20 protein-coding genes are annotated in these 20,724 nt (G+C 69.7%); 10 read left to right on the top strand and 10 right to left on the bottom strand.

The annotated features are described in order from the left end of the window. Position 1 precedes the first annotated feature (1 nt). From ABZX37_RS29390 to ABZX37_RS29420, 7 genes are all read right to left on the bottom strand, one after another. Positions 2–856 (bottom strand): carbohydrate ABC transporter permease, encoded by an 855-nt coding sequence (locus tag ABZX37_RS29390; protein WP_344286532.1) that lies wholly within the window; start codon positions 854–856, stop codon positions 2–4. Continuing rightward, on the bottom strand, positions 847–1,767 hold the full coding sequence (locus ABZX37_RS29395) for a sugar ABC transporter permease (RefSeq protein ID WP_354744934.1): 921 nt from the start codon (positions 1,765–1,767) through the stop codon (positions 847–849). The genes ABZX37_RS29390 and ABZX37_RS29395 overlap by 10 nt, the downstream gene beginning before the upstream one ends. 3 nt (positions 1,768–1,770) lie before the next feature. Further along, the gene (locus tag ABZX37_RS29400) at positions 1,771–3,054 is read right to left on the bottom strand and encodes an extracellular solute-binding protein (protein ID WP_354744935.1); all 1,284 of its coding nucleotides are present in this window, start codon (positions 3,052–3,054) and stop codon (positions 1,771–1,773) included. A gap of 75 nt (positions 3,055–3,129) precedes the next feature. Beyond that, positions 3,130–4,263, bottom strand: coding sequence for a lactonase family protein (locus tag ABZX37_RS29405; protein WP_354744937.1), 1,134 nt, complete (start codon positions 4,261–4,263; stop codon positions 3,130–3,132). Positions 4,264–4,294: 31 nt separating this feature from the next. Continuing rightward, a complete protein-coding gene (locus tag ABZX37_RS29410; RefSeq protein WP_354744939.1) occupies positions 4,295–5,686 on the bottom strand; it encodes a gluconate:H+ symporter in 1,392 nt (463 codons plus the stop codon). Continuing rightward, positions 5,683–7,278 (bottom strand): D-aminoacylase, encoded by a 1,596-nt coding sequence (locus ABZX37_RS29415; RefSeq protein ID WP_354744941.1) that lies wholly within the window; start codon positions 7,276–7,278, stop codon positions 5,683–5,685. Before ABZX37_RS29415 ends, ABZX37_RS29410 begins: the two co-directional genes overlap by 4 nt. Beyond that, complete coding sequence (locus tag ABZX37_RS29420; RefSeq protein WP_354744943.1) at positions 7,278–8,576, bottom strand: amino acid deaminase; 1,299 nt, start codon at positions 8,574–8,576, stop codon at positions 7,278–7,280. Before ABZX37_RS29420 ends, ABZX37_RS29415 begins: the two co-directional genes overlap by 1 nt. Positions 8,577–8,675: 99 nt before the next feature. On the opposite strand from ABZX37_RS29420, the gene ABZX37_RS29425 reads away from it, so the two are divergent. The 3 genes from ABZX37_RS29425 to ABZX37_RS29435 are packed head-to-tail and all read left to right on the top strand — an operon-like array spanning position 8,676 to position 10,806. Continuing rightward, positions 8,676–9,668, top strand: a complete 993-nt coding sequence (locus ABZX37_RS29425) for a sugar kinase (RefSeq protein ID WP_354744945.1) — start codon at positions 8,676–8,678, stop codon at positions 9,666–9,668. After that, complete coding sequence (locus tag ABZX37_RS29430; RefSeq protein ID WP_354744948.1) at positions 9,665–10,423, top strand: IclR family transcriptional regulator; 759 nt, start codon at positions 9,665–9,667, stop codon at positions 10,421–10,423. Before ABZX37_RS29425 ends, ABZX37_RS29430 begins: the two co-directional genes overlap by 4 nt. Next, positions 10,423–10,806: a RidA family protein gene (locus tag ABZX37_RS29435; protein WP_116204166.1), complete on the top strand. Its 384-nt coding sequence runs from the start codon at positions 10,423–10,425 to the stop codon at positions 10,804–10,806. Before ABZX37_RS29430 ends, ABZX37_RS29435 begins: the two co-directional genes overlap by 1 nt. Before the next feature lie 48 nt (positions 10,807–10,854). On the opposite strand, the gene ABZX37_RS29440 is transcribed toward ABZX37_RS29435, so the two are convergent. The 3 genes from ABZX37_RS29440 to ABZX37_RS29450 all read right to left on the bottom strand — a co-directional run bounded on the left by ABZX37_RS29440 (position 10,855) and on the right by ABZX37_RS29450 (position 13,313). Beyond that, on the bottom strand, positions 10,855–11,853 hold the full coding sequence (locus ABZX37_RS29440; RefSeq protein ID WP_354744950.1) for a 1-aminocyclopropane-1-carboxylate deaminase: 999 nt from the start codon (positions 11,851–11,853) through the stop codon (positions 10,855–10,857). Continuing rightward, positions 11,850–12,497: a GntR family transcriptional regulator gene (locus ABZX37_RS29445; RefSeq protein WP_354744952.1), complete on the bottom strand. Its 648-nt coding sequence runs from the start codon at positions 12,495–12,497 to the stop codon at positions 11,850–11,852. Before ABZX37_RS29445 ends, ABZX37_RS29440 begins: the two co-directional genes overlap by 4 nt. 456 nt (positions 12,498–12,953) lie before the next feature. Continuing rightward, positions 12,954–13,313, bottom strand: a complete 360-nt coding sequence (locus ABZX37_RS29450) for a DUF1844 domain-containing protein (RefSeq protein WP_037818165.1) — start codon at positions 13,311–13,313, stop codon at positions 12,954–12,956. Positions 13,314–13,595: 282 nt separating this feature from the next. Here ABZX37_RS29450 and infC point away from each other — a divergent pair, with 282 nt between their 5' ends. The 7 genes from infC (at position 13,596) to pheT (ending at position 20,724) form a co-directional block, all read left to right on the top strand. Then, positions 13,596–14,159 (top strand): translation initiation factor IF-3, encoded by a 564-nt coding sequence (infC, locus tag ABZX37_RS29455; protein WP_200864208.1) that lies wholly within the window; start codon positions 13,596–13,598, stop codon positions 14,157–14,159. Positions 14,160–14,236: 77 nt separating this feature from the next. Next, positions 14,237–14,431, top strand: coding sequence for a 50S ribosomal protein L35 (gene rpmI / locus ABZX37_RS29460; RefSeq protein WP_344286555.1), 195 nt, complete (start codon positions 14,237–14,239; stop codon positions 14,429–14,431). A gap of 64 nt (positions 14,432–14,495) precedes the next feature. After that, entirely contained in the window at positions 14,496–14,873 is a 378-nt protein-coding gene (gene rplT / locus ABZX37_RS29465; protein ID WP_009079612.1) for a 50S ribosomal protein L20, read from the top strand. 71 nt (positions 14,874–14,944) lie between these two features. After that, on the top strand, positions 14,945–15,670 hold the full coding sequence (locus ABZX37_RS29470; protein WP_354744990.1) for an RNA methyltransferase: 726 nt from the start codon (positions 14,945–14,947) through the stop codon (positions 15,668–15,670). 2 nt (positions 15,671–15,672) lie between these two features. Then, positions 15,673–16,296: a nucleoside monophosphate kinase gene (locus ABZX37_RS29475; protein WP_354744956.1), complete on the top strand. Its 624-nt coding sequence runs from the start codon at positions 15,673–15,675 to the stop codon at positions 16,294–16,296. Positions 16,297–17,098: 802 nt separating this feature from the next. After that, entirely contained in the window at positions 17,099–18,154 is a 1,056-nt protein-coding gene (pheS, locus tag ABZX37_RS29480; protein ID WP_354744958.1) for a phenylalanine--tRNA ligase subunit alpha, read from the top strand. Beyond that, entirely contained in the window at positions 18,154–20,724 is a 2,571-nt protein-coding gene (pheT, locus tag ABZX37_RS29485; RefSeq protein ID WP_354744960.1) for a phenylalanine--tRNA ligase subunit beta, read from the top strand. The genes pheS and pheT overlap by 1 nt, the downstream gene beginning before the upstream one ends.

Consider the following 20,724-nt stretch of genomic DNA (forward strand, 5'->3'; position numbering starts at 1 on the left):
GTCATCCCTTCACGGCCCCGGCCGTCCCGCCGACGAGCCTCCGTTGCACCAGCACGAAAAACACCAGCACAGGGATCGTCATCAGGGTGGACGAGGCCATCACGGCGCCCCAGTCGGTGTCCTCCGGTTTGAAGAACACCAGGATCGCCTGCGGCAGAGTCTGGTTTTCGGTCTTGGAGATGATGAACGTCTTGGCGAACAGGAAGTCGTTCCACGCGTGGATGAACGCGAGCACGCTCACCGCTACGAGCCCGGGGGCGACGAGCGGGAACAGGATCTGCCAGGTGAACCGCATCCGCGACGCACCGTCCAAAGTGGCCGCTTCCTCGAGTTCGGCGGGCACCGCGGCGACGAACCCGCGCAGCATCCAGATCGCGAACGGCAGGCTGAACGCCAGGTGCACCAGCACGAGCGAGCCCAGTTCGTTGAGCCCGAACGCCGGCACGGCGCCGCCGACCGAGCGCATCAGGAAGAACAGCGGGATGGTCAGCGCTTCCACCGGGACCATTTGCGCGACCAGGATCATCACCAGCAGCATTCCGCGGCCGCGGAACCGGAATCGCGTCAGTGCCACTGCCGAAAGGAACGACAGCACCAGCGACAGCAGCACCACGACCACCGCGACGGCGAGGCTGTTGAGGAAGAACCGGCCGAATCCGGAAACCGTGAGCACGCGCCGGAAACTGTCCAGCGAAGGCGCGAACGTCCACGGTTTCGGATGCGCCGACTGAATTTCGCCCGCCGGTTTGAAGGCCGACAGCACCATCCAGTAGAGCGGGAACGCGACGATCCCGGCGATCACCACGGTCACGATTTCGGCGACGAGCCGCGCGGGGCGGCGCACTTTCACAGCCATGCGGCACTCCGGCGCTGGGACCGGACGTAGAGCCCGGTGATCGACAGCAGCAGCAAGGTCATCACGACCCCGATCGCGGAGCCGAGCCCGTACTCCTGCCCGGCGAACGCCTGCTGGTAGGCGTAGACGTTCAGGATCAGGTTCCGCCCGGCGATGCCGCCGCCGTTGGTCATCACGTAGATCTGGGTGAACACCTTGAAGTCCCAGATGATCGACTGCACGGTCGCGATGGTGAGCAGCGGCCGGACCGCGGGCAGGATCACCGACCGCGTGGTGCGCCAGACCGACGCGCCGTCGAGCGCCGCCGCCTCCAGCGTCTCCTTCGGCACCCCGCTGATCCCGGCGTACATGGTGACCATGACGAACGGGAACGAGCACCAGATCACCTCGGCGGCGACCAGCCCGAACGTCCCGAAGGTGCCGAACGTCCAGGAATGGTGCTCCATCCCGGTGAACCCGATGCCCGAGAGCACCTCGTTGACCAGACCGAAATCGGTGTCGAAGAGGAACAGCCAGACGTACGAGCCGGCGATCGCCGGGGTCGCCCACGCGCCGAGCGCCGCCAGGAACAGCAGCGTGCGCGGGAACGCGCGGACCCGGCTCGCCAGCACGGCCAAAGCCGTGCCGACGACCAGGCTGCCGATCACGCACGCCGCGGCGAACCCGACCGTCTTGCCGAGCACCGTCCAGAACTGGACGTCGGCGAGCAGGGTGGCGTAGTTGTCGAGGCCGAGGAACACCAGCGGGGCCGCGCCCGCCGCCTGCGGCTGGCCGTAGTCGTAGAGCGAGATCACGACCAGCTGGTAAATCGGGTACACCAGCAGCGCGCCGAGGAGAATCCCGGCGGGCAGCAAGTACAGGAGGGCCGCGCGGCCGTCGCGGCGGACGGTCGCGGAACGGACTGCGGCCACGGGTCAGCCGAAGTTCTTGTTCATCGCCGCGGCGGCGTCGGCCAGCGCGGCGTTCGCGTCCTTGCCGCCGGTCGCGATCTGCTGCACGGCGGTGGGCAGCACGTTCTGGCTGTCGATCTTGGACCACGCAGGCGTGCTCGGCACGAACTTCGTGCCCGCGGTCAGGGTGTCCACAAAGGCCTTCAGCGTCGGGTCGCTGGCGGCGAGCTTCTTCTGGACCGACGCGAGGGTGGGCAGGTTGCCCATCGCCGCGTACATCTTCTCCTGGTACTTGATGCCTGCCAGCAGCTCGGCGAATTGCACCGCGAGACCGTGGCGCTGGCTCGCGCCGAACACGCCGAGCAGGTTGCCGCCGGCGAACGCGGGCGCGACCGAACCCGGGGTGGTGCCGGGCAGCGGCATGATCGCGTACTTTCCCTTCACCGAGCCCTTTTCGACGGCCTTGCGGTTGAAGTCGCCGCCGATCACCATGCCCGCCTTGCCGCCGGCGAACGCGGTGACGCTTTGCGTGCCGGTGAGGTTGGCGCAGGCCGACGGCGGGCAGATGTCGTCCTTGATCAGGTTCGCGTACGCGGTGACTCCGGCCTTGGCCTGCGCGGAGTCCACAGCGGACGTCCACTTGCCATTGTCCTGTTTGGCCAGCTCGCCGCCGTTGGCCCAGATGAACGGCAGCATGGCGTAGGTGTACTTGCCGCCGGTGGCGATGCCGTACAGATCCGGCTTCTTCTCGCGGATCTTGCGCGCGTCGTCGGTCAGCTCGGCCAGCGTCGTGGGCGGCTTGAGGCCGAGTTCGGCGAACACGTCGGTGCGGTAGTACAACGCGCGGATGCCGGTGTACCAAGGGATGCCGTAGATCTTGCCGTTCGCCTTCGCGGTGTCCACAACGGACGGAAGCAGATCTTTGCCGTCCGACCAGTTCGAGATGTCCTTGGTGAGGTCGGACAACGCGCCGGTCTGCGCGTAGCTGGAGACGTCGGTGTTGCCGAATTCGGCGACGTCTGGGGCGTTGGACGGGTCGTTGAACGCGCCGGAGAACTTGTCCGCGCGGCCTTCGACCGGAACCCACTGCACGTCGACCTTCACACCGGCGTGGTTGGCCTCGAACTCGGTGATCGCTTCCTTGACCGCGGCCTCCTTCGGCGCGCGGTTCGCTTCGTCGAACAGCCAGACCCGGAGCGTGCCGTCGGTTTGGTTTCCGCCGGAGGCGGCCGGGCCGGATTGGGTGGGCGCACACGCGGCGAGCAACGCCAGCGTGGCGACAGCGGGCAGGACAGAGCGCAGCTTCATCGGTGACTCCTGTCGCGGGGACCGGTCGGAGACCGGGAAAGACGGGGCTGTGCGGCGTGACAGCCCCGGTTTTTCTCAGACGAAGAAGACAGAGTTGACGTTCGGCACCGCGAGCGAGCCCGCCGACTTGCCGGGAAGGCCGGTAGCCGGGTCGCGCGGCAGCCAGGTGACCGTGCCGGAACGCTGGTTCGAGACGTAGAACCACTTCTCGTCCGGGTCCAGCGCGAGGTGCCGCGGCCAGTTGCCGCCGGAGGCCGCCGAGGAGACCAGGGTGAGCCCGGCTCCGCCGTCGGCGACGGTGAACGTGGCGACAGTGTTGGGGCCGCGCACGGTGGCGTAGACGAACTTCCCGTCGCGCGACACAGTGATCTCGCCGGGGAACAGTTCGCCGGTGCTGCCCGGCGGAACCGCGGGCACCACGACGATCGGCTTGAACGTGCCGGTGGCGGAATCCCAGCTGGCGACGGTGATTTCCGGCCGCAGTTCCTGGGCGACGTAAGCGAATTTGCCGTTCGGGTGGAACGCGAGGTGTCGCGGTCCGGCACCGGCGGGAAGCGTGATCTGCTTGTGCAGCTTCAGCTTTCCCTTGCCGGTGTCGAACGAGTAGACGTACACCGAGTCGGTGCCGAGATCGACCGCCAGCACCCACTTGCCGGACGGGTCAGTGACCACCTGGTGCGCGTGCGGCTCTTTGCCCTGGTGCTGCTGCAGGTCGGTGGCCGCGCCGAGCTTGCCGTCGGACTTGATCGGCAGCACGACGACGCTGCCGGAGTCGTAATTGGCGGCCAGCACGTACTTCTGGCTCGGGTGCACCGAAAGGTGCGTGGGCGAGCCACCCTTCGAGGACGTCGACCCGAGCAGCTTCGGCCGGGTCGGGTCGGAGATGTCCAGCGCGGACACTGTGCCGGTCTCCGCGCCCTCGTTTTCGTTGGTGACGTACAGGATCCGGCCGTCGCGAGTGCGGTCGAACCAGGAGACGTCGGTCAGCTTCGGAACGGTGCGCACCTGCGTGAGCGCGGGGCTTCCCGCCGCTCGCTGGGTGACGTCGAGCCCGTGGCCCGCCGGTGCGCTGTTGGTGTAGCTGCCGACGTACACCGTCGTGGCCGCGCGCGGCCGGGCCGCTGCCGTGGCGAGCTGTGCGCCCACCACGGCGGCGGCCCCGGCCGCGCCGACCGCTCCGACGAACGTGCGACGGGAAATCTCGGTCATCGAATACCCCCGGAACATGTGCCGATGTGGTTCAGACCAATGCCATCACCAATGCTGCCACACCGAAACCGCTCAAGGAAAGGACTGTTTCCAAAGCCGTCCAGGTTTTCAGGGTTTGCGTCACGGTCAGCCCGAAGTAGCGGGACACGATCCAGAATCCGCCGTCGTTCACGTGCGAGGCGATGATCGACCCGGCCGAGATCGCGACCACCACGAGCGCCAATTGTGCTTGCGAATAATGCAGATCCATCACCGTCGGCGCGACAATGCCGCTCGTCGTCACGATCGCGACCGTCGCGGACCCCTGGGCGATGCGCATGCCGCAGCTGATGATGTACGCCGCCAGCAGCACCGGAAGCCCAGCGTCGCCAAGGGATCCGGCCACCGCTTTTCCGATTCCGGTGGCGGACAACACCGCGCCGAAGAACGAACCCGCGCCGACCACAAGAAGAATCATCGCGACCGGGCGCAAGGCGTTGGCGGAAAGCTGGGCCAGATCCGCGCCGCTCATCCCGCGGCGGCGGCCGAGCAGCCACGACGCGAGCAGCGTCGCGATGGTCAGCGCGATGGCCGGCGTGCCGAGGAACGCCGCGATACCTGCGCCGGTGGACCCCTTGGGCAGCAGGATGCTGCCGAACGTGCCGAGGAGGATCAGCACCAGCGGCACTGCGATGATCCCGCCGACCAGCTTGAGCGACGGCGCGGGGCCGTCCTGCTCGCCCTCTTCCCCGGCGAGCTTCGCGAAGTCCTCGGCCAGCGGCACGTCGACGCGCTTGCCGATCCACGTCGAGTACAGGATGCCGCCGATGAACCACGCCGGGATGCCGCAGACCGCGCCCATCAGGATCAGCCAGCCGAGATCGACGTGCAGCAGCCCGGCCGCCGCGACCGGCCCCGGGTGCGGCGGGATGAAGGCGTGCGTGATGGAAAGCCCGGCCAGCAACGGCATCGCGTACAGCACGATCGACCGGCCGCCCTGCTTCGCCGCCGCGTAGACCAGCGGCGCGAGCACGAAAATGCCGATGTCGAAGAACACCGGGATGCCGAAGATCAGCCCGGAAAGACCCATGGCGAGCGGAGCGCGTTTCTCGCCGAACGCCCGCAGCAACGCCGAGGTGAGCACGCGCGCGCCGCCGGATTTCTCCAGGATCGAACCGAGCAGCGTGCCCAGCCCGATGATCGCCGCGATGTGCCCGAGAATGCTGCCGAAGCCCTTCTCCAGCAGCGAATCCGAGGTTTTCTGGGCGGTGCCGACCAGGGTGCCGACCGGCACGCCCGCGGCCAGCGCGGTGAGCAGGCCCACCACGATCAAGGCGATGAACGGTTCGACCTTGACCTTGATGATGAGGAAGAGCAGCACCGCGATGGACACCGCGGCCAGCGTGAGCAGACCGGCCGTGCTGGTCTGCAGCCAGTGAATCATCGTCGACTCCCGGGATGGCGAAGGGAATGCCCGGCGAGCGCGCCGGTGGGGGTTCCGTCTTCGAGGGCGGCGACGCCGTTGACGAAGACGTGGTGCAGGCCCGCGGCGGGTTGCCGCGGATTGTCGAACGTCGCGGTGTCGGCGACCGTGTCCGGGTCGAACAGCACCAGATCGGCTGCGTGACCGGGACGCACGAGGCCCCGGTCGGACAGCCCCAGCCGCCGTGCCGCGCGTCCGGTGAGGTGCGCGACGCAGTCGGCCAGCTCGAGAACGCCCAGTTCGCGGACGTAGCGCGCGAGGTACCGCGGGAAGGTGCCCCACGCGCGGGGATGCGGCCGCGCGCCGACCAGCAGGCCGTCCGAGCCGCCGGTGTGCGTGCGGTGCCGCATGATGGCTTGCACGTTTTCCTCGTGCCCCACGTGCATGAGGCAGGACGTGCCGAGCTTTTCGTCGATCAGCGTGTCGAAGTACAGCTCTGCCGGGGATGTTCCGGCAGCGCGGGCGGAAGCGAGGACGCTGTGCCCCACCAACACGGCATTTTCCTCGCGGCGGACGCCGTTGATTTCGATGGCGTCCCAGTCGATCGGCACGCCGTGCGCACCGTCCGAACCGGACTCTTCGATCTCCGCCCGGATCCGTTCGCGAGTGTCCGGATCGGACAGTCGGGCGAGCGTCGGTTCGAGGCCGCCTTCGGTGGACCAGCTCGGCAGCAGCGCCGATAGATAGGTCGCGCCGGGCAGGTACGGGTACGTGTCGAGGGTGATGTCGCAGCCGTCGTCGAGCGCATTGTCCAGCAACCGCAGCAGATCCGGCGCTTTGCCCTTGTTGACGGAGAAGTTCATCGTCGCGTGCGCGAGGTGCAGCGGACAGCCGGAGCGGCGGGAGACGTCGACCATCTCCGCGAACGCCTCCAGCGCGCCCGCGCCGTAGCTGCGGTGGTGCGGGCTGTAGTAACCGCCGCGCTCGCCGACCACGCGGCACAGCTCGACCAGTTCCTCGGTGGTCGCATACATCCCGGGCGTGTAGGTCAACCCGGACGACAGCCCGAACGCGCCTTCCGCCAGCCCGGTCGCGACGAGTTCCCGCATCCGCGCCAGCTCGGCGTCCGTGGCGGGCCGGTCTTCCCAGCCGACCACGAGCATCCGCACCGTGCCCTGCGGGACCAGGTACGCGGCGTTCGTCGCGATGCCCCGGTCCAGCCGGTCGAGGTACTCGCCGACCGAGCGCCAGTTCCAGTCGAACCCGGCCGGGTCGTCGTTCCACCCGGCCAGCTGTTGGCGGAGGGAAGCAAGCACCTCGTCGTTGACCGGGGCGTACGAGAGCCCGTCCTGGCCCAGCACCTCGGTGGTCACGCCCTGGCTGATCTTCGCCAGATGATCCGGGTTGGCGAGCACCTGCAGGTCGGAATGCGAGTGCATGTCGATGAAGCCGGGGGAGAGGACCAGCCCGGTCGCGTCGAGCACGCGCGGTGCGGTGAGTTCTCCCGGCGCGGCGACGTCGGCGATGCGGTCGCCGGTGATGCCGACGTCGCGGATTTCCAGCGGGGCCCCGGTTCCGTCGGCGACTCGGGCGCCGCGGATCACGAGATCCATCAGAACCACGTCCGGACGAAGTCGACCACCGTCTCGCCGTCGCTGTCGACGACCGGCAGCAACGACCACTTGTCGAACGTCGTGCACGGATGCGACAAACCGAGCCGGATCCAGTCGCCGACCTCGACCGGCGACCCTTCCGGCAGTTCGAGGAACGCGTGCTGGTCGTTGAGCTTAGGAACGGTGTGCCCGGTCAGCTCGGTGACCACGCCGTCCTTGCGCAGCAGCTGCGGCTCCGGCATGCCTTCGTCGTACGGCAGGTCGCGCTTGCCCGCGGTGAGCAGTGCCAGCTCCGGCGTCGGCTTCGACGTCACCTGCGCCCACGCGTGCAGCGCCGGACGGAAGCTGTCGACACCGGAGATACGCGGGTGCTGGCCGAGCGGCGAGATCTCGCGGTAGAAGCCGTCGTCGTGCGTGAGGTACGCGCCGCTGCGCAGGATCGGGACGACTTCGAGACCGTCCGGCCACGGCTTGGTCAGCTCGTCCACGACGCGGTCGAAGTACGCGCTGCCGCCCGCGGTGACGTACACCGGACCGTCGGCGAGCAAACCCTTCTCCGCGAACGTGACCGTCGCGTCACGCAGGCTGTCCACATAGGAACTGATCTTCGCCAGCGCCGCTTCGTCCGTGTGGTGCGAAAGCGCGCCCTCGTAACCACCGGTGCCCCGCAAGCGCAGAACCGGGCTCTTCGCCGCCGCCTCAGCGACCGCCAGCGCAGTCGCCGCGTCACGGACCCCGGTGCGGCCTCCTTCGCCGCCCAGCTCAACCAAGACGTCGACGGGCCGCTCGGCACCGGCGAGCGCTTCGGTCATCAGCTCGACGCTGCGGACCGAGTCGACCCAGCAGACGAACTCGAAGTCCGGGTCCGCCGTCAGCTCGCCGGCCAGCCAGCGCAGCGCGGACGGGTCCACGAGCTGGTTCGCCAGCAGGATCCGCGACACGCCGAACGCGCGGTAGATCCGCACGTGCCCGGCGTTCGCTGCGGTGATGCCCCACGAGCCGTGCTCCAGCTGCCGCGCGAAGAGCTCGGGAGCCATCGTCGTCTTGCCGTGCGGCGCGAGCGCGATGCCGCGTTCGGCGCACCAGCGGGCCATGGTGGCGAGGTTGTGTTCCATCGCGTTCGCGTCGAGCACCACGAACGGACCGAAGAAGCCGTCGTCGAAGAGCTTGGCGCGGCGGGCCGCGGCTTCGTCGAGAGTGAGCCCGGACAGGGCCGGGGGGAGCGCGCGGAAGCGCCAGTCGATCCGTTCGCCGCGCCCGGCTCGGACGGCGGCGGTGAGAGCGGCGTTGCTGTTCATTCAGGACCTCGGTTGCGTATCTTGCAACGGACGTTGCGCAAAATGCGTTGCATAGGTGTAGCATCCGGGTCGCCACAGGTCAACGGGGAAGGGACGTCAGTGACCAGCAGTCCGACTGGGTCGCCCGAAGTGCTCTGCATCGGCGAGTCGATGGCGTTGTTCGTGCCCGCCGAACCCGGCCCGCCGGACGAGGTGCGCACCTGGCTGCGCACCATCGGCGGCGCGGAGTCGAACGTCGCGTGCCACCTGCCCGCCCTCGGCGTGCCGAGCGGATGGGTCAGCGCGGTCGGCGACGACCCGTTCGGCCGCGCGCTCGTCCGCGAGATCGCTTCGGCGGGCGTGGACGTGCGCGGCGTCGTAGTCGACCCGACCCGTCCGACCGGGCTGTACGTGAAGGAAAGCGGCGCGGGCGGCAGTCCGGTCCGCTACTACCGCTCGGGTTCCGCCGCGTCCGGCATGGGCCCGGAACTGGTGTCCCGGCTGGACTTCTCCGGCGTTCGCGTGCTGCACCTCTCCGGGATCACGCCTGCGCTTTCGGACAGCTGCCTCGCGCTCGTCCGCGCGCTGCTCGACCGTCCGCGCGGCGACCTGCTCGTGTCGTTCGACGTCAACCACCGGCCCGCGCTGTGGACCGGACGCGACCAGTCCGTGCTCGCCGAACTGGCGGGGAAGGCCGATCTGGTGCTGACCGGCGACGACGAGGCGGAACGCGTGTGGGGCACCGGCGATCCGGTACAGCTGCGCGCCCTTCTGCCCGGTCCGCGCACGCTCGTGGTCAAACACGGGGAACGCGGCGCGACGCTCGTCGAGGGCTCGGCCGAACCGCTGTTCTCGCCCGCGCTTCGGGTTGATGTCGTCGAGCCGGTCGGTGCCGGAGACGCCTTTGCCGCCGGATTCCTGGCCGCGACTCTGCGCGGCGCCGATCCGCTGACGAGGCTTCGGCGTGGTCACCTGCAAGCCGCGGCGACGCTGTTGACCCAAGACGACGTCGGCGTACCGCTGGCCGAGGCCGTCGTGCTGCAGTTGGTGCAGGCGGACGCCGACAGCTGGAGTTCCGTCCGGCTCACCGGAGAGGGAGTGGTGGCCACGTGAGCCAAAGTCTCGACCGCGCGCTGACGCTGCTGGGCGGTCTCGCCCGCGGCGGCAAGACGCTCGACGAGTTGGCCGAAGAGATCGGCGTGCACAAGACGACGGTGCTGCGGCTCCTGCGCACGCTCGAATCGCACCATTTCGTGCGGCGCGAAGGAGCCCGTCACTATCGCCTCGGCAGCGCGCTTTTCGACCTCGCCAACCAGGCGCTCGAGGACCGCGACGTCCGGCGCAGTTCGCACGAAGCACTCGCCGAGCTGAACCTGCGTACCGGGCACACTGTGCACCTGGCGTCCTATGAGGACGGCGAGGTGGTGTACATCGACAAATTCGAGGGACACCACGCGGTCCGGATGTACTCGCGGGTCGGCAAACGCGCGCCGCTGCACTGCACCGCGGTCGGCAAGGTGCTCGTCGCTGCGATGCCGCGGGCGAAACGCGAGGAGATCGCCCGCGCGATCGACTACGTCGTGCTCACCGCCAACACCATCAAGACACCCGAGGCGTACTTGGCCGAACTGGACCAGGTCGCTGAGCGCGGGTACGCGGTGGACAATGCCGAGCACGAGGACTTCATCCACTGCGTTTCCGCGCCGGTGCGCGGCGCGGGCGGCGAAGTGCTCGCCGCGGCGTCGATGTCGGTGCCGAAGGTGCTGCTGGACTACGACGGGCTGCTGGCGCTCGTGCCCGAGCTGCTGGCCGCCACGGAGAAAGCTTCCGTCCACAGTGGATGGACGGGGAACGGAAAGGGGCAATGATGGGCAAGACGGCGATCACCAGCGAGAACGCGCCGAAGCCGCCGGCGAACTTCTCGCAGGCCGTCCGCAAGGGGAACATCCTGCAGGTCGCCGGCGCGGTCGCGTTCGACCCGGCCACGAACGAGATCGTCGGCGACGACGTCGTGAGCCAGACCCGGCAGGTGTTCAAGAACCTGACCGCGCTGCTCGAAGAGGCGGGCTCGAGCTTCGCGGACGCGGTGATGGTGCGCGTGTACCTCACCGACACCAGCCACTTCGCCGCGTTCAACGAGGTCTACAACGAGCTGATCGGCGAGGCCCCGCACGCGGCTCGCACCACGGTGTACGTCGGGCTGCCCGCCGGGCTCCTGGTTGAGATCGACGTGCTCGCCGTCCTCGACTGACGCTGTTTTCTCGTGAGCGGCGGCACCGAGTCGCCGCTCACGAGAGCTTCAGCCGAGCACGCTCGTGTACGCGTTGATCGCGGGCTGCCCGCCTAGGTGCGCGTACAGCACGTTCGAATCCTTCGCGATCTCCCCAGTGCGCACGAGATCAATCAGCCCGGCCATCGACTTCCCCTCGTACACCGGGTCGGTGATCATGCCTTCCATCCGCGCGGCAGTCCGGATCGCCTCAAGCGTCCGCTCGTCCGGAATCCCGTAGACCCCCGCGTGGTAACGCTCGTCGAGGATCACGTCTTCGACCGGCCCGGCCTCGATCAGCTCCGCCGTGCTCTTCGCGATCCGGCCGATCTGCTCGCGCGTCTCCTCGGGCTTCGCCGACGCGTCGATCCCCAAGACCCGCCGCGGCTTCCCGCTCACCGCCGCTCCGGCCATCATCCCCGCCTGCGTGCTGCCGGTGACCGAGCAGACCACGACGGTGTCGAAGAAAACGCCGAGTTCGCGTTCCTGCTCTTCCAATTCCAGCACCCAGTTCGCGAACCCGAGCCCGCCGAGCTGATGATCCGACGCCCCGGCCGGGATCGCGTACGGCGTGCCGCCGTTCGCTTCGACCTCTGCCAGCGCCTGCTCCCAGCTCTCCTTGAAGCCGATGCCGAACCCGGCGTCGACGAGCCGGACGTCCGCGCCGAGGACCCGCGACAGCTGGATGTTGCCGACCTTGTCGTGCAGCGGATCGGCCCAGTCGACCCAGCTTTCCTGCACCAGCACGGCTTTCATCCCGGCCCGCGCCGCCGCGGCCGCGACTTGGCGCGTGTGGTTCGACTGGACGCCGCCGATCGAGACGAGCGTGTCCGCGCCCTTGGCGAGCGCGTCGGCGACGAGGTACTCGAGCTTGCGCGTCTTGTTGCCGCCGTAGGCGAGGCCGGAGTTGAGGTCCTCGCGCTTGGCCCAGACGGTCGCGCCGCCGAGGCGTTCGGTGAGCCGGTCCAGCCGGTGCACCGGCGAAGGCCCGATCAGCAACGGGAAACGGGGGAAATCAGCCAGGCTCACGCGTCCTCCAGGAGGGCTTCGAGATCGGTCCAAATCGTGGAAGTGAGGTGCGCGGCGGTTTTTTCGTCGCCGCTTTCCAGCGCGGCGATGAGCTCCTCGTGCCGGTCGACCGACCGATGCGCGGGCAGCGAGCTGAACCGCGCGTATTCGAGCCGGCGCAACAACGGCGTGTACCGGTCGAGCGTCGCCGCGACCGCCCGGTTGCCGCACGCCCGCACGGGGATGTCGTGCAGTTCGTCGTCCGCTTCGATCGCCTTGCCGACGTCTCCCTCGGCGACGGCTTCGCGGAACCGGTCATTGGCCTCGCGCATTTCCGCGATCTGCCGCTGGCCGAGCCGGGGAAGCGCCTCGCGCACGGCCAGCTCGTGCAACGCCCGGACGAGCCGCACCGCGTCGCGAACGTCGCCAGCGTCGAACTCGGCGACCCTCGTGTAACTCTGCGGCTTCGACACGACCAGCCGGTCCTCGGCCAGCCGCACCAGCGCCTGCCGGACCGGGGCGCGGGACAGCCCGAGCTCTTCGGCGAGGTCGGCGTCGCGCAGGGGAGTGCCCGGCGGGAGGCTGCCGTCGATGATGGCGTGCCGGATGCGCTCGTACGCCTCGTCGCGCAGCAGCGGACGGGGGACCTTGGGGAGTGCACTCACATCTAACATGTTAGATGTCGGAGGCTGCTGGAGGCAATGCCTCGGCGCCCGCCCGCTGGAGATGGCGAGGACCTCGCTGTGAGCTGATGCTTCAGGGCAGGGGTTGCGGTCCCGCGTCTAAGCGCATGCATCGGTGCCGCCTGCAGGAAATGTGGAGGACCTCGCCGTGAGCCGCCACTTCAGGGTTGGGTCGCGCAGTCCCTGCTCCCGCGCCGCCCATCGGAAATCGGGAGGACCCGGCTGCGAGCCGCCGCTTCGGGGTCGCGGTCCTGTTCCCGCGCCGCACGTTCTGCGCCGCCCATCGGAAATGACGAGGCCTGGCCGAGAGCCGCCGCTTCAAAGGATGCGTCGCGGAGTTCTGCACCCACACGGCATGCCTTGGCATCCCCGCCGGAAATGACGAGGACCCGCCCCGGCGATCGCGGAGCGGGTCCTTCATTCCTGGAACGCGGAGCCTCAGTAAACCGGCCCGGTGTACTTCTCGCCCGGCCCCTGGCCCGGCGGATCCGGCACGACCGACGCCTCGCGGAACGCCTTCTGCAGCGACTGCAGCCCGTCGCGAAGGGGCCCGGCGTGCAGGCCGAGGTACTCGGCGGAGGCGGTGACGAGCCCGGCGAGCGCGGTGATGAGGCGGCGCGCCTCGTCGAGGTCGCGGTGCGGAGAGTTCTCCGGGTCGGCGTCGGCGAGGCCGAGGCGTTCGGCTCCCGCGGACAGCAGCATCACCGCGGCGCGGCTGATCACCTCGACGCTCGGGATCTCCTCGAGCCCGCGGTCGTCGGGGGAATACGGGGGCGGTGGTGAAGGTTGTTCAGGCACGTCTGGTACCCTTCCACGTGCGACCAGCTCCCGAGCGATCGGGGGCGGCAAGTGGAGCCCCGCTCCCACCCGCGTCACCGACTCAGGTGTCCGGGTCCGGTCTCGCCGAAGTGGTGCATGCCGTTCAGGCAGCGTACCGCCGAGGCGAAGCGTTCGGCCCTCCGGCCGGGCGCGATCGGAGACAGAGCGGGCCCCGTGCACCGGCAGCAGCCGGAGGCGGGGCCTGAGTCATGTGGGCACCAGGTCGAAACGAGAAAACACAACTCGGACCAAGGAGGCCCCATCAGCTCCGAGACACGCATCAACGACCGCATCCGGGTGCCGGAAGTCCGGCTCGTCGGCCCTAACGGCGAGCAGGTCGGCATTGTCCGGATCGAAGATGCGCTGCGGCTTGCGCAGGAGGCGGACCTCGACCTCGTCGAGGTGGCCCCGCAGGCCCGCCCGCCCGTGGCCAAGCTCATGGACTTCGGCAAGTTCAAGTACGAGAGCGCGCAGAAAGCCCGCGACTCGCGACGCAACCAGCATCTGACCGTCATCAAGGAACAGAAGCTGCGGCCGAAGATCGACCAGCACGACTACGAGACCAAGAAGGGTCACGTGTCGCGGTTCCTGGCGGCGGGCAACAAGGTCAAGGTCACGATCATGTTCCGCGGTCGCGAGCAGTCCCGGCCGGAGCTCGGCTTCCGGCTCCTGCAGAAGCTCGCCGACGACGTCACCGAGCTCGGCTTCGTGGAATCGTCGCCGAAGCAGGACGGACGCAACATGATCATGGTGCTGGCCCCGCACAAGAACGTGAAGCCGAAGGCGGCGAAAGCCGAATCGGCCGAATCGGCTCCCGAGGCGTAGCGCCCCAGCGCCGACCAGCACAGTCAGCGGCACACCGGGTCATCCGGTGTGCCGCCGCACGGAAGAGGACAACAAGCATGCCGAAGATGAAGACGCACAAGGGCACGTCGAAGCGCGTCCGCGTGACCGGTTCGGGCAAGCTGCGCCGCCAGAAGGCCGGCCGCCGCCACCTGATGGAGAAGAAGTCCAACCGCCTCACCCGCCGTCTCGAGGGCACGACCGAGGTCGCCCAGAGCGACGTCGGCCGCGTGAAGCGCCTGCTCGGCCGCTGAGGCCCGCACCCTTTCCCGACCACCCCGGGGTCCTCGCACCCCCCGAATTCGACAGGATGGACCAGTGGCACGCGTCAAGCGGGCGGTCAACGCCCAGAAGAAGCGTCGCGCGACTCTCGAACTGGCCAGCGGTTACCGCGGCCAGCGTTCGCGGCTGTACCGCAAGGCCAAGGAGCAGACGCTCCACTCGCTCAACTACGCCTACCGCGACCGCCGTGCGCGCAAGGGTGACTTCCGCCAGCTGTGGATCACCCGCATCAACGCGGCCGCTCGCGCCAACGGCGTCACCTACAACCGGTTCATCCAGGGCCTGAAGGCCGCCGGTGTCGAGGTGGACCGCAAGATCCTCGCGGACCTCGCCGTCAACGACGCCGCCGCCTTCACCGCGCTCGCCGAGCTCGCCAAGGCGAACGTCACGACCGGCGAAGCGAAGTCGGCCTGACCGGCAGCATTTTCCGGCCCGGGGCGGATCCGTTCACCGAACGGACCCCCCGGGTCGTTGCCGCGCGCAAGCTGACCCGGCGCGCGGAACGAGAGAAGACCGGCCGCTTCCTGGCCGAAGGGGCCAACGCCGTCACCTCGGCGCTTTCCCACGGCACGGTGCACGAACTCTTCGTCACCGAACGCGCCGCCGCCGCCCACCCTTCCTTGGTGGAGGCCGCCCCCCGCGTTTCGCCGATCACCGACCGCGCGGCCGCGAGCCTGTCGGAAACCGTTACCCCGCAGGGAATCATCGCAGTCTGCTCGCTGGTCGACCGTCCACTCGAGACAGTCCTGGCCTCGGCCCGGCTGGTAGTGGTCTTAGTAGACGTCGCCGAACCCGGCAACGCGGGCACCGTGATCCGCGTAGCCGACGCTGCCGGTGCCGACGCGGTCGTCCTGGCTGGCGACACCGTCGACCCGCACAACGGCAAAAGCGTCCGCGCCGCCGCCGGTTCCACGTTCCACGTCCCGCTGGCGCGCGCCCGCGACATCCCGTCGGTGCTGGCGGCCCTGCGCTCAGCCGGTCTCCGGACCCTTGCCGCGCATGGCTACGCCTCGACCTCGCTGGAGACTGTCCGCTTCGGAGACCCGGTGGCCTGGATCTTCGGCAACGAAGCACACGGCCTGCCCGAGGAGGTTTTGTCCTCTGTGGACGAAGCAGTCCGAATCCCGTTGTACGGCAAGGCGGAAAGCCTGAACCTGGCGACCGCCGCCGCAGTCTGCGTCTACACGGCAGCGATGGCCGCGCACCGCTGACCATGGCGGATCTCCGGCACGTCTACTGGATCGGCGGCGCCCCCGGCGCGGGCAAATCGACGACCGCCCGCCGCCTCGCCACCCGCTACGGCTGGCACCACTACGCGACCGACGACACGATGCGAGCCCACACCGCCCGCACGACGCCTGCTTCGGCTCCGATGCTGCACGCCTTCCAGGCCATGGACATGGACGAACGCTGGGTCCGCCGTTCTCCGGACGTCATGCTGGAGACGTTCCACTGGTTCCGCGGCGAGGGCTTCGGGCTGATTGTCGAAGACCTCCTCCGCCTGCCACCAGAACCCTGCGTTGTCGTCGACGGCCTCCGCCTGCTGCCGCACCTGGTGAAGCCGTTGCTGGACGTCGTGGACCAGGCCGTGTGGCTGTTGCCGACGCCGGATTTCCGCCACGCGGCGATCGAAGGCCGGAGCACACCGGGGGAGGGTTTCGTCTGCCGGACCAGCGACCCGGCCCGGGCGGCCCGCAACCTCGCCGAACGGGATCGGATGTTCACGAGCCGCCTCCGGGAGGAGACGGGGCGTCTTGGGTTGCGGGCGATCGAGGTCGACACCGCGACTTCGGAAGACGACCTGCTCCATCAGGTGACGACCGCCTTCCGCCTCTGACCCACCGCTGCCTTCGCCGGGTCCCGCCGCGGGCTCAGACTTGCTTGGCGCATGATCGTTTCCTTGCGCCGCCAGAACTGCCACCGGGATGGTGTCGCGGCAACCCGTCACCCGCCACGATGCGGAAATCAGCAGCCGCACGCTGAGACGCCCGATGCCGAGCGCGTCGCAGTCACCTCCACGTTTCCTGTCGGCTTGTCGGGCTCCTGTCGCACTCATGCCGGGTACCCGACCGGGTCGCCAGCCTCCTTCGCCCGCTGCCACCATCCGAACCGCAGTTCCCCGCCTCGATCCCGCGCCTCTCTCCTGGCCCCAAGACTTCGCCCCGCCAAGCTCGACAGCTCCGCCGTCGGAAGCCTGTCCCGCTGCCGCCCCGGGCGAGTGTCCGCGCCAAGCACGGCAGCTCCGCGGCCCTTAACGCGTCCCGCTGCTTTCCCACGCGGATGCCCGCGCCAAGCACGGCAGCTCCGCGGTCCTCAACGCGTGCCGCTGCTTTCCCTCGCGGGTGTCGGTGCCAAGCACGGCAACTCCGTCGTCCCAAGTCCGTCCCGCTGCCGCCGGAGCGGGCGTCCGAAGCAAGCCGGTCGAGGGGCGGTTCTCACCTGATCCGCTGACGTCCGTTCGGGTCCTCGGCGACGGTCGGTCGTGATCACGGGGCGGATCCGGCGCGGCGGCTCCGGAAGCGGAGGGTGAGCGGCCGGGCCCGGCGCCCGATCCCCTAGACTGAGCTGCCCGATGTGCACGTGCGGCGGCATGCCCGCGTGCCGCCGACAACACCAGTCCCAGTGGACGCCGAGGAGTCATGTCCGGAGCCACAGAACAGCCGGTCGACGTGCTCGCACCGGAGACCCTGCGCGCGGCGATCAAGGCGGCCGAGGACGCCTTCGCCGGCGCGGCCGACCTGGACGCGCTCGCCGCCGTCAAACCGGCCCATCTCGGGGACCAGTCTCCGGTGCTGCTGGCGCGCCGGGAGATCGCCGCGCTGCCGAAGCAGGAGAAAGCCGACGCGGGCAAGCGCGTCAACGAGGCCCGGCAGGCGGTGCAGTCCGCGTTCGACGCGCGCCGCGCCGCGCTGCAGGCCGAGCGCGACGAGCGCGTGCTTCGCGAGGAGGCCGTCGACGTCACGCTGCCGTGGGACCAGGTCCCGCGCGGAGCCCGGCACCCGATCAGCACGCTGTCCGAGCGCATCGCCGACGTCTTCGTCGCCATGGGCTACGAGGTCGCCGAAGGGCCTGAGCTCGAGGCCGAGTGGTTCAACTTCGACGCGCTGAACTTCGGCAAGGACCACCCGGCGCGCCAGCTGCAGGACACGTTCTACGTCGGCGAGGAAGGCTCCGGCCTGGTGCTGCGCACGCACACCTCGCCGGTGCAGGCCCGCAGCCTGCTGCACCGCGACCTGCCGGTCTACGTCGTGTGCCCGGGCCGCACCTACCGCACCGACGAGCTCGACTCCACCCACACGCCGGTGTTCACCCAGGTCGAAGGCCTCGCCGTCGACAAGGGCCTCACCATGGCGCACCTCAAGGGCACGCTCGACTCGTTCGCCCGCGCGATGTTCGGCGAGAGCTCCAAGACGCGGCTGCGCCCGCACTTCTTCCCGTTCACCGAGCCGTCGGCGGAGGTCGACGTCTGGTTCGAGGAGAAGAAGGGCGGCCCCGGCTGGGTCGAATGGGGCGGCTGCGGCATGGTCAACCCGAACGTCCTGCGCGCGTGCGGCGTCGACTCCGACGTCTACTCCGGCTTCGCGTTCGGCATGGGCATCGAGCGGACGCTGCAGTTCCGCAACGGCATCCCGGACATGCGCGACATGGTCGAAGGCGACGTCCGGTTCACCCTTCCCTTCGGAACGGAGGCGTAGTGCGAGTTCCGGTGAGCTGGCTGACCGAGCATCTCGAAGTGGATGCCGACGTCACGCCGCAGGACCTGGCCGACGCCTTCGTGCGGATCGGGATCGAGGTCGACGAGCTGAGCGAGCTCGGCCCGGTGACCGGCCCGCTCGTGGTCGGCCGCGTCGCGGAGATCGAGGAGCTGACCGGCTTCAAGAAGCCGGTGCGGTTCTGCCGCGTCGAGGTCGGCGAGGAGCCCGACCCCGAGCCCGACGACGCGGAACTGTCCGAAGAGGACGAAGACGAGGACGACGCCCCGTTCGAGAACGAGGGCCCGCACGGCATCAAGACGCGCGGCATCGTCTGCGGCGCGAGCAACTTCGCCGAGGGCGACCTCGTCGTGGTCGCGCTGCCGGGCGCGGTCCTGCCGGGCGATTTCGCGATCGCCGCGCGCAAGACCTACGGCAAGGTCAGCGACGGCATGATCTGCTCGGCGGCCGAACTCGGCCTCGGCGACGACCACAGCGGCATCCTCGTGCTCCCGCCGGGCACGGCGGGCCCGGGCGACGACGCGAAGGACCTGCTCGGCCTCGACGACACCGTCATCGAGGTCACGCCGACCCCGGACCGCGGCTACGCGCTGTCGATCCGCGGCCTGGCGCGCGAGCTGTCGAACGCGCTCGACGTGCCCTTCGGCGACCCGGCGATGCTCGACAACTTCCCGGAGGCCGAGGGCGAGGCCTGGCCGGTCCGGGTCGAGGACCCCGAGGGCTGCCCGCGGTTCGTGCTGCGCCGCGTCACCGGACTCGACGCGACCGCGCCGACGCCGTGGCGGATCCGCCGCAGGCTGATGCTGGCCGGCATCCGGTCCATCTCGCTCGCGGTCGACGTCACCAACTACGTGATGCTCGAGCTGGGCCACCCGCTGCACGCGTTCGCGACCGGCTCCATCCAGGGCGACCTGGTGGTGCGCCGCGCGAAGGCGGGGGAGAAGCTCACCACGCTCGACGACGTGGAGCGCACGCTCGACGCGGACGACATCGTGATCGCCGACGACAGCGGCGTCATCTCCCTGGCCGGCACGATGGGCGGCGCCAGCACGGAGATCACGCCGGAGAGCACCGACGTGCTTCTCGAGGCGGCGCACTGGAACCCGGCGTCGATCAGCCGCACCGCACGACGGCACAAGCTGTTCTCCGAGGCGGCGAAGCGTTTCGAGCGCTACACCGACCCGGCGCTGTGCGCGGCCGCGGTGGAGCTCGCCGCGCGGCTGCTGCGCCAGTACGGCGAAGGCGCGATCCGCCCGGGCCGCACCGACGTCGGCGGCGTCGCCCCGCACGCCCCGGTGACCATGCCGATCAACCTCCCCGACCAGATCGCCGGCGTGCGCTACGAACGCGGCGTCACCGTGCGGCGGCTGGGCCAGATCGGCTGCAAGGTCCAGCTCAGCACGAGCGACCAAGGAGTCGGCCTCGTCACCGCGACCCCGCCGAGCTGGCGCGGCGACCTCGTGCAGCCGGCCGACCTCGTCGAGGAGGTCCTGCGGCTCGAGGGCTACGACAGCATCCCGTCGGTCCTGCCGGCCGCGCCCGCGGGCCGCGGTCTCACCGACGCCCAGCGCCGCCGCCGCGCGGTGTCCGGCGCGCTCGCCGAGGCGGGTTACGTCGAGGTGCGCCCGTTCCCGTTCATCGGCGACGCGGTGTGGGACGCCTTCGGCCTGCCCGAGGACGACATCCGCCGCAGCACCGTGCGCGTGCGGAACCCGCTCGAAGCCGACCACGACCGGATGGCGACCACCCTCTTGCCGGGTCTGCTGGAGACGTTGCAGCGCAACGTTTCCCGCGGCCTGAAGGACGTGTCGCTGTTCCACGTCGGCCAGGTCGTGCTGCCGAAGCCGAACCAGCTCAAGGTCCCGGACCTCGGCGTCGAGCACCGCCCGAGCGACGAGGACCTCGCCGTGCTGGAGGCCGCCGTGCCCCCGCAGCCGGTGCACGTCGCCGTCGTCCTCAGCGGCCAGCGCCCGCGCGCCGGCTGGTGGGGCAAGGGCGACCAGGCAGGCTGGGCCGACGCCGTGCAGGCCGCGCGCCTGGTGGCGGAGGCCTCCGGCGTGGAGCTCACCGTGCAGGCCGCGGATCTCCTGCCGTGGCACCCGGGCCGCTGCGCCCAGCTGCGCGTGGGCGACTGGCCGGTCGGCCACGCGGGCGAACTGCACCCGAAGGTGGTCGAGGCCCTCGGCCTGCCGCCGCGCACCGTCGCCATGGAACTCGACCTGGACGCGATCCCGCTGCCCGACTCCCGTCCGGCGCCCAGCATCTCGGCCTACCCGCCGGTGCTGCTGGACGTCGCCCTGGTCGCCGGCACGGACGTCCCGTCCGCCGATCTCGCCGAAGTGCTCCGCGAAGGAGCCGGCGAACTGCTCGAGGAGATCACCCTCTTCGACGTCTACACCGGCGAGCAGCTCGGCGAAGGCAAGCGTTCCCTGGCGTACAAGCTCCGCTTTCGCGCCGCGGACCGCACCCTCACCGTCGACGAGGCCACCAAGTCTCGCGACGCCGCGGTCGCCGCTGCCGGCGAGCGCTTCGGAGCGACGCTCCGCGCCTGA

The sequence above is a fragment of the Amycolatopsis sp. NPDC004079 genome (genome assembly GCF_040610415.1).
Classification (GTDB): Bacteria; Actinomycetota; Actinomycetes; order Mycobacteriales; family Pseudonocardiaceae; genus Amycolatopsis; species Amycolatopsis halotolerans.

Excerpts from the sequence above, each read along its gene's own strand:
- ABZX37_RS29400 (WP_354744935.1), bottom strand. The coding sequence starts at position 3,054 with ATGAAGCTGCGCTCTGTCCTGCCCGCTGTCGCCACGCTGGCGTTGCTC.
- ABZX37_RS29475 (WP_354744956.1), top strand. The coding sequence starts at position 15,673 with ATGGCGGATCTCCGGCACGTCTACTGGATCGGCGGCGCCCCCGGCGCG.
- ABZX37_RS29420 (WP_354744943.1), bottom strand. The coding sequence starts at position 8,576 with ATGAACAGCAACGCCGCTCTCACCGCCGCCGTCCGAGCCGGGCGCGGC.
- ABZX37_RS29410 (WP_354744939.1), bottom strand. The coding sequence starts at position 5,686 with ATGATTCACTGGCTGCAGACCAGCACGGCCGGTCTGCTCACGCTGGCC.
- ABZX37_RS29390 (WP_344286532.1), bottom strand. The coding sequence starts at position 856 with ATGGCTGTGAAAGTGCGCCGCCCCGCGCGGCTCGTCGCCGAAATCGTG.
- pheS (WP_354744958.1), top strand. The coding sequence starts at position 17,099 with ATGTCCGGAGCCACAGAACAGCCGGTCGACGTGCTCGCACCGGAGACC.
- ABZX37_RS29405 (WP_354744937.1), bottom strand. The coding sequence starts at position 4,263 with ATGACCGAGATTTCCCGTCGCACGTTCGTCGGAGCGGTCGGCGCGGCC.
- ABZX37_RS29435 (WP_116204166.1), top strand. The coding sequence starts at position 10,423 with ATGGGCAAGACGGCGATCACCAGCGAGAACGCGCCGAAGCCGCCGGCG.
- rpmI (WP_344286555.1), top strand. The coding sequence starts at position 14,237 with ATGCCGAAGATGAAGACGCACAAGGGCACGTCGAAGCGCGTCCGCGTG.
- ABZX37_RS29415 (WP_354744941.1), bottom strand. The coding sequence starts at position 7,278 with ATGGATCTCGTGATCCGCGGCGCCCGAGTCGCCGACGGAACCGGGGCC.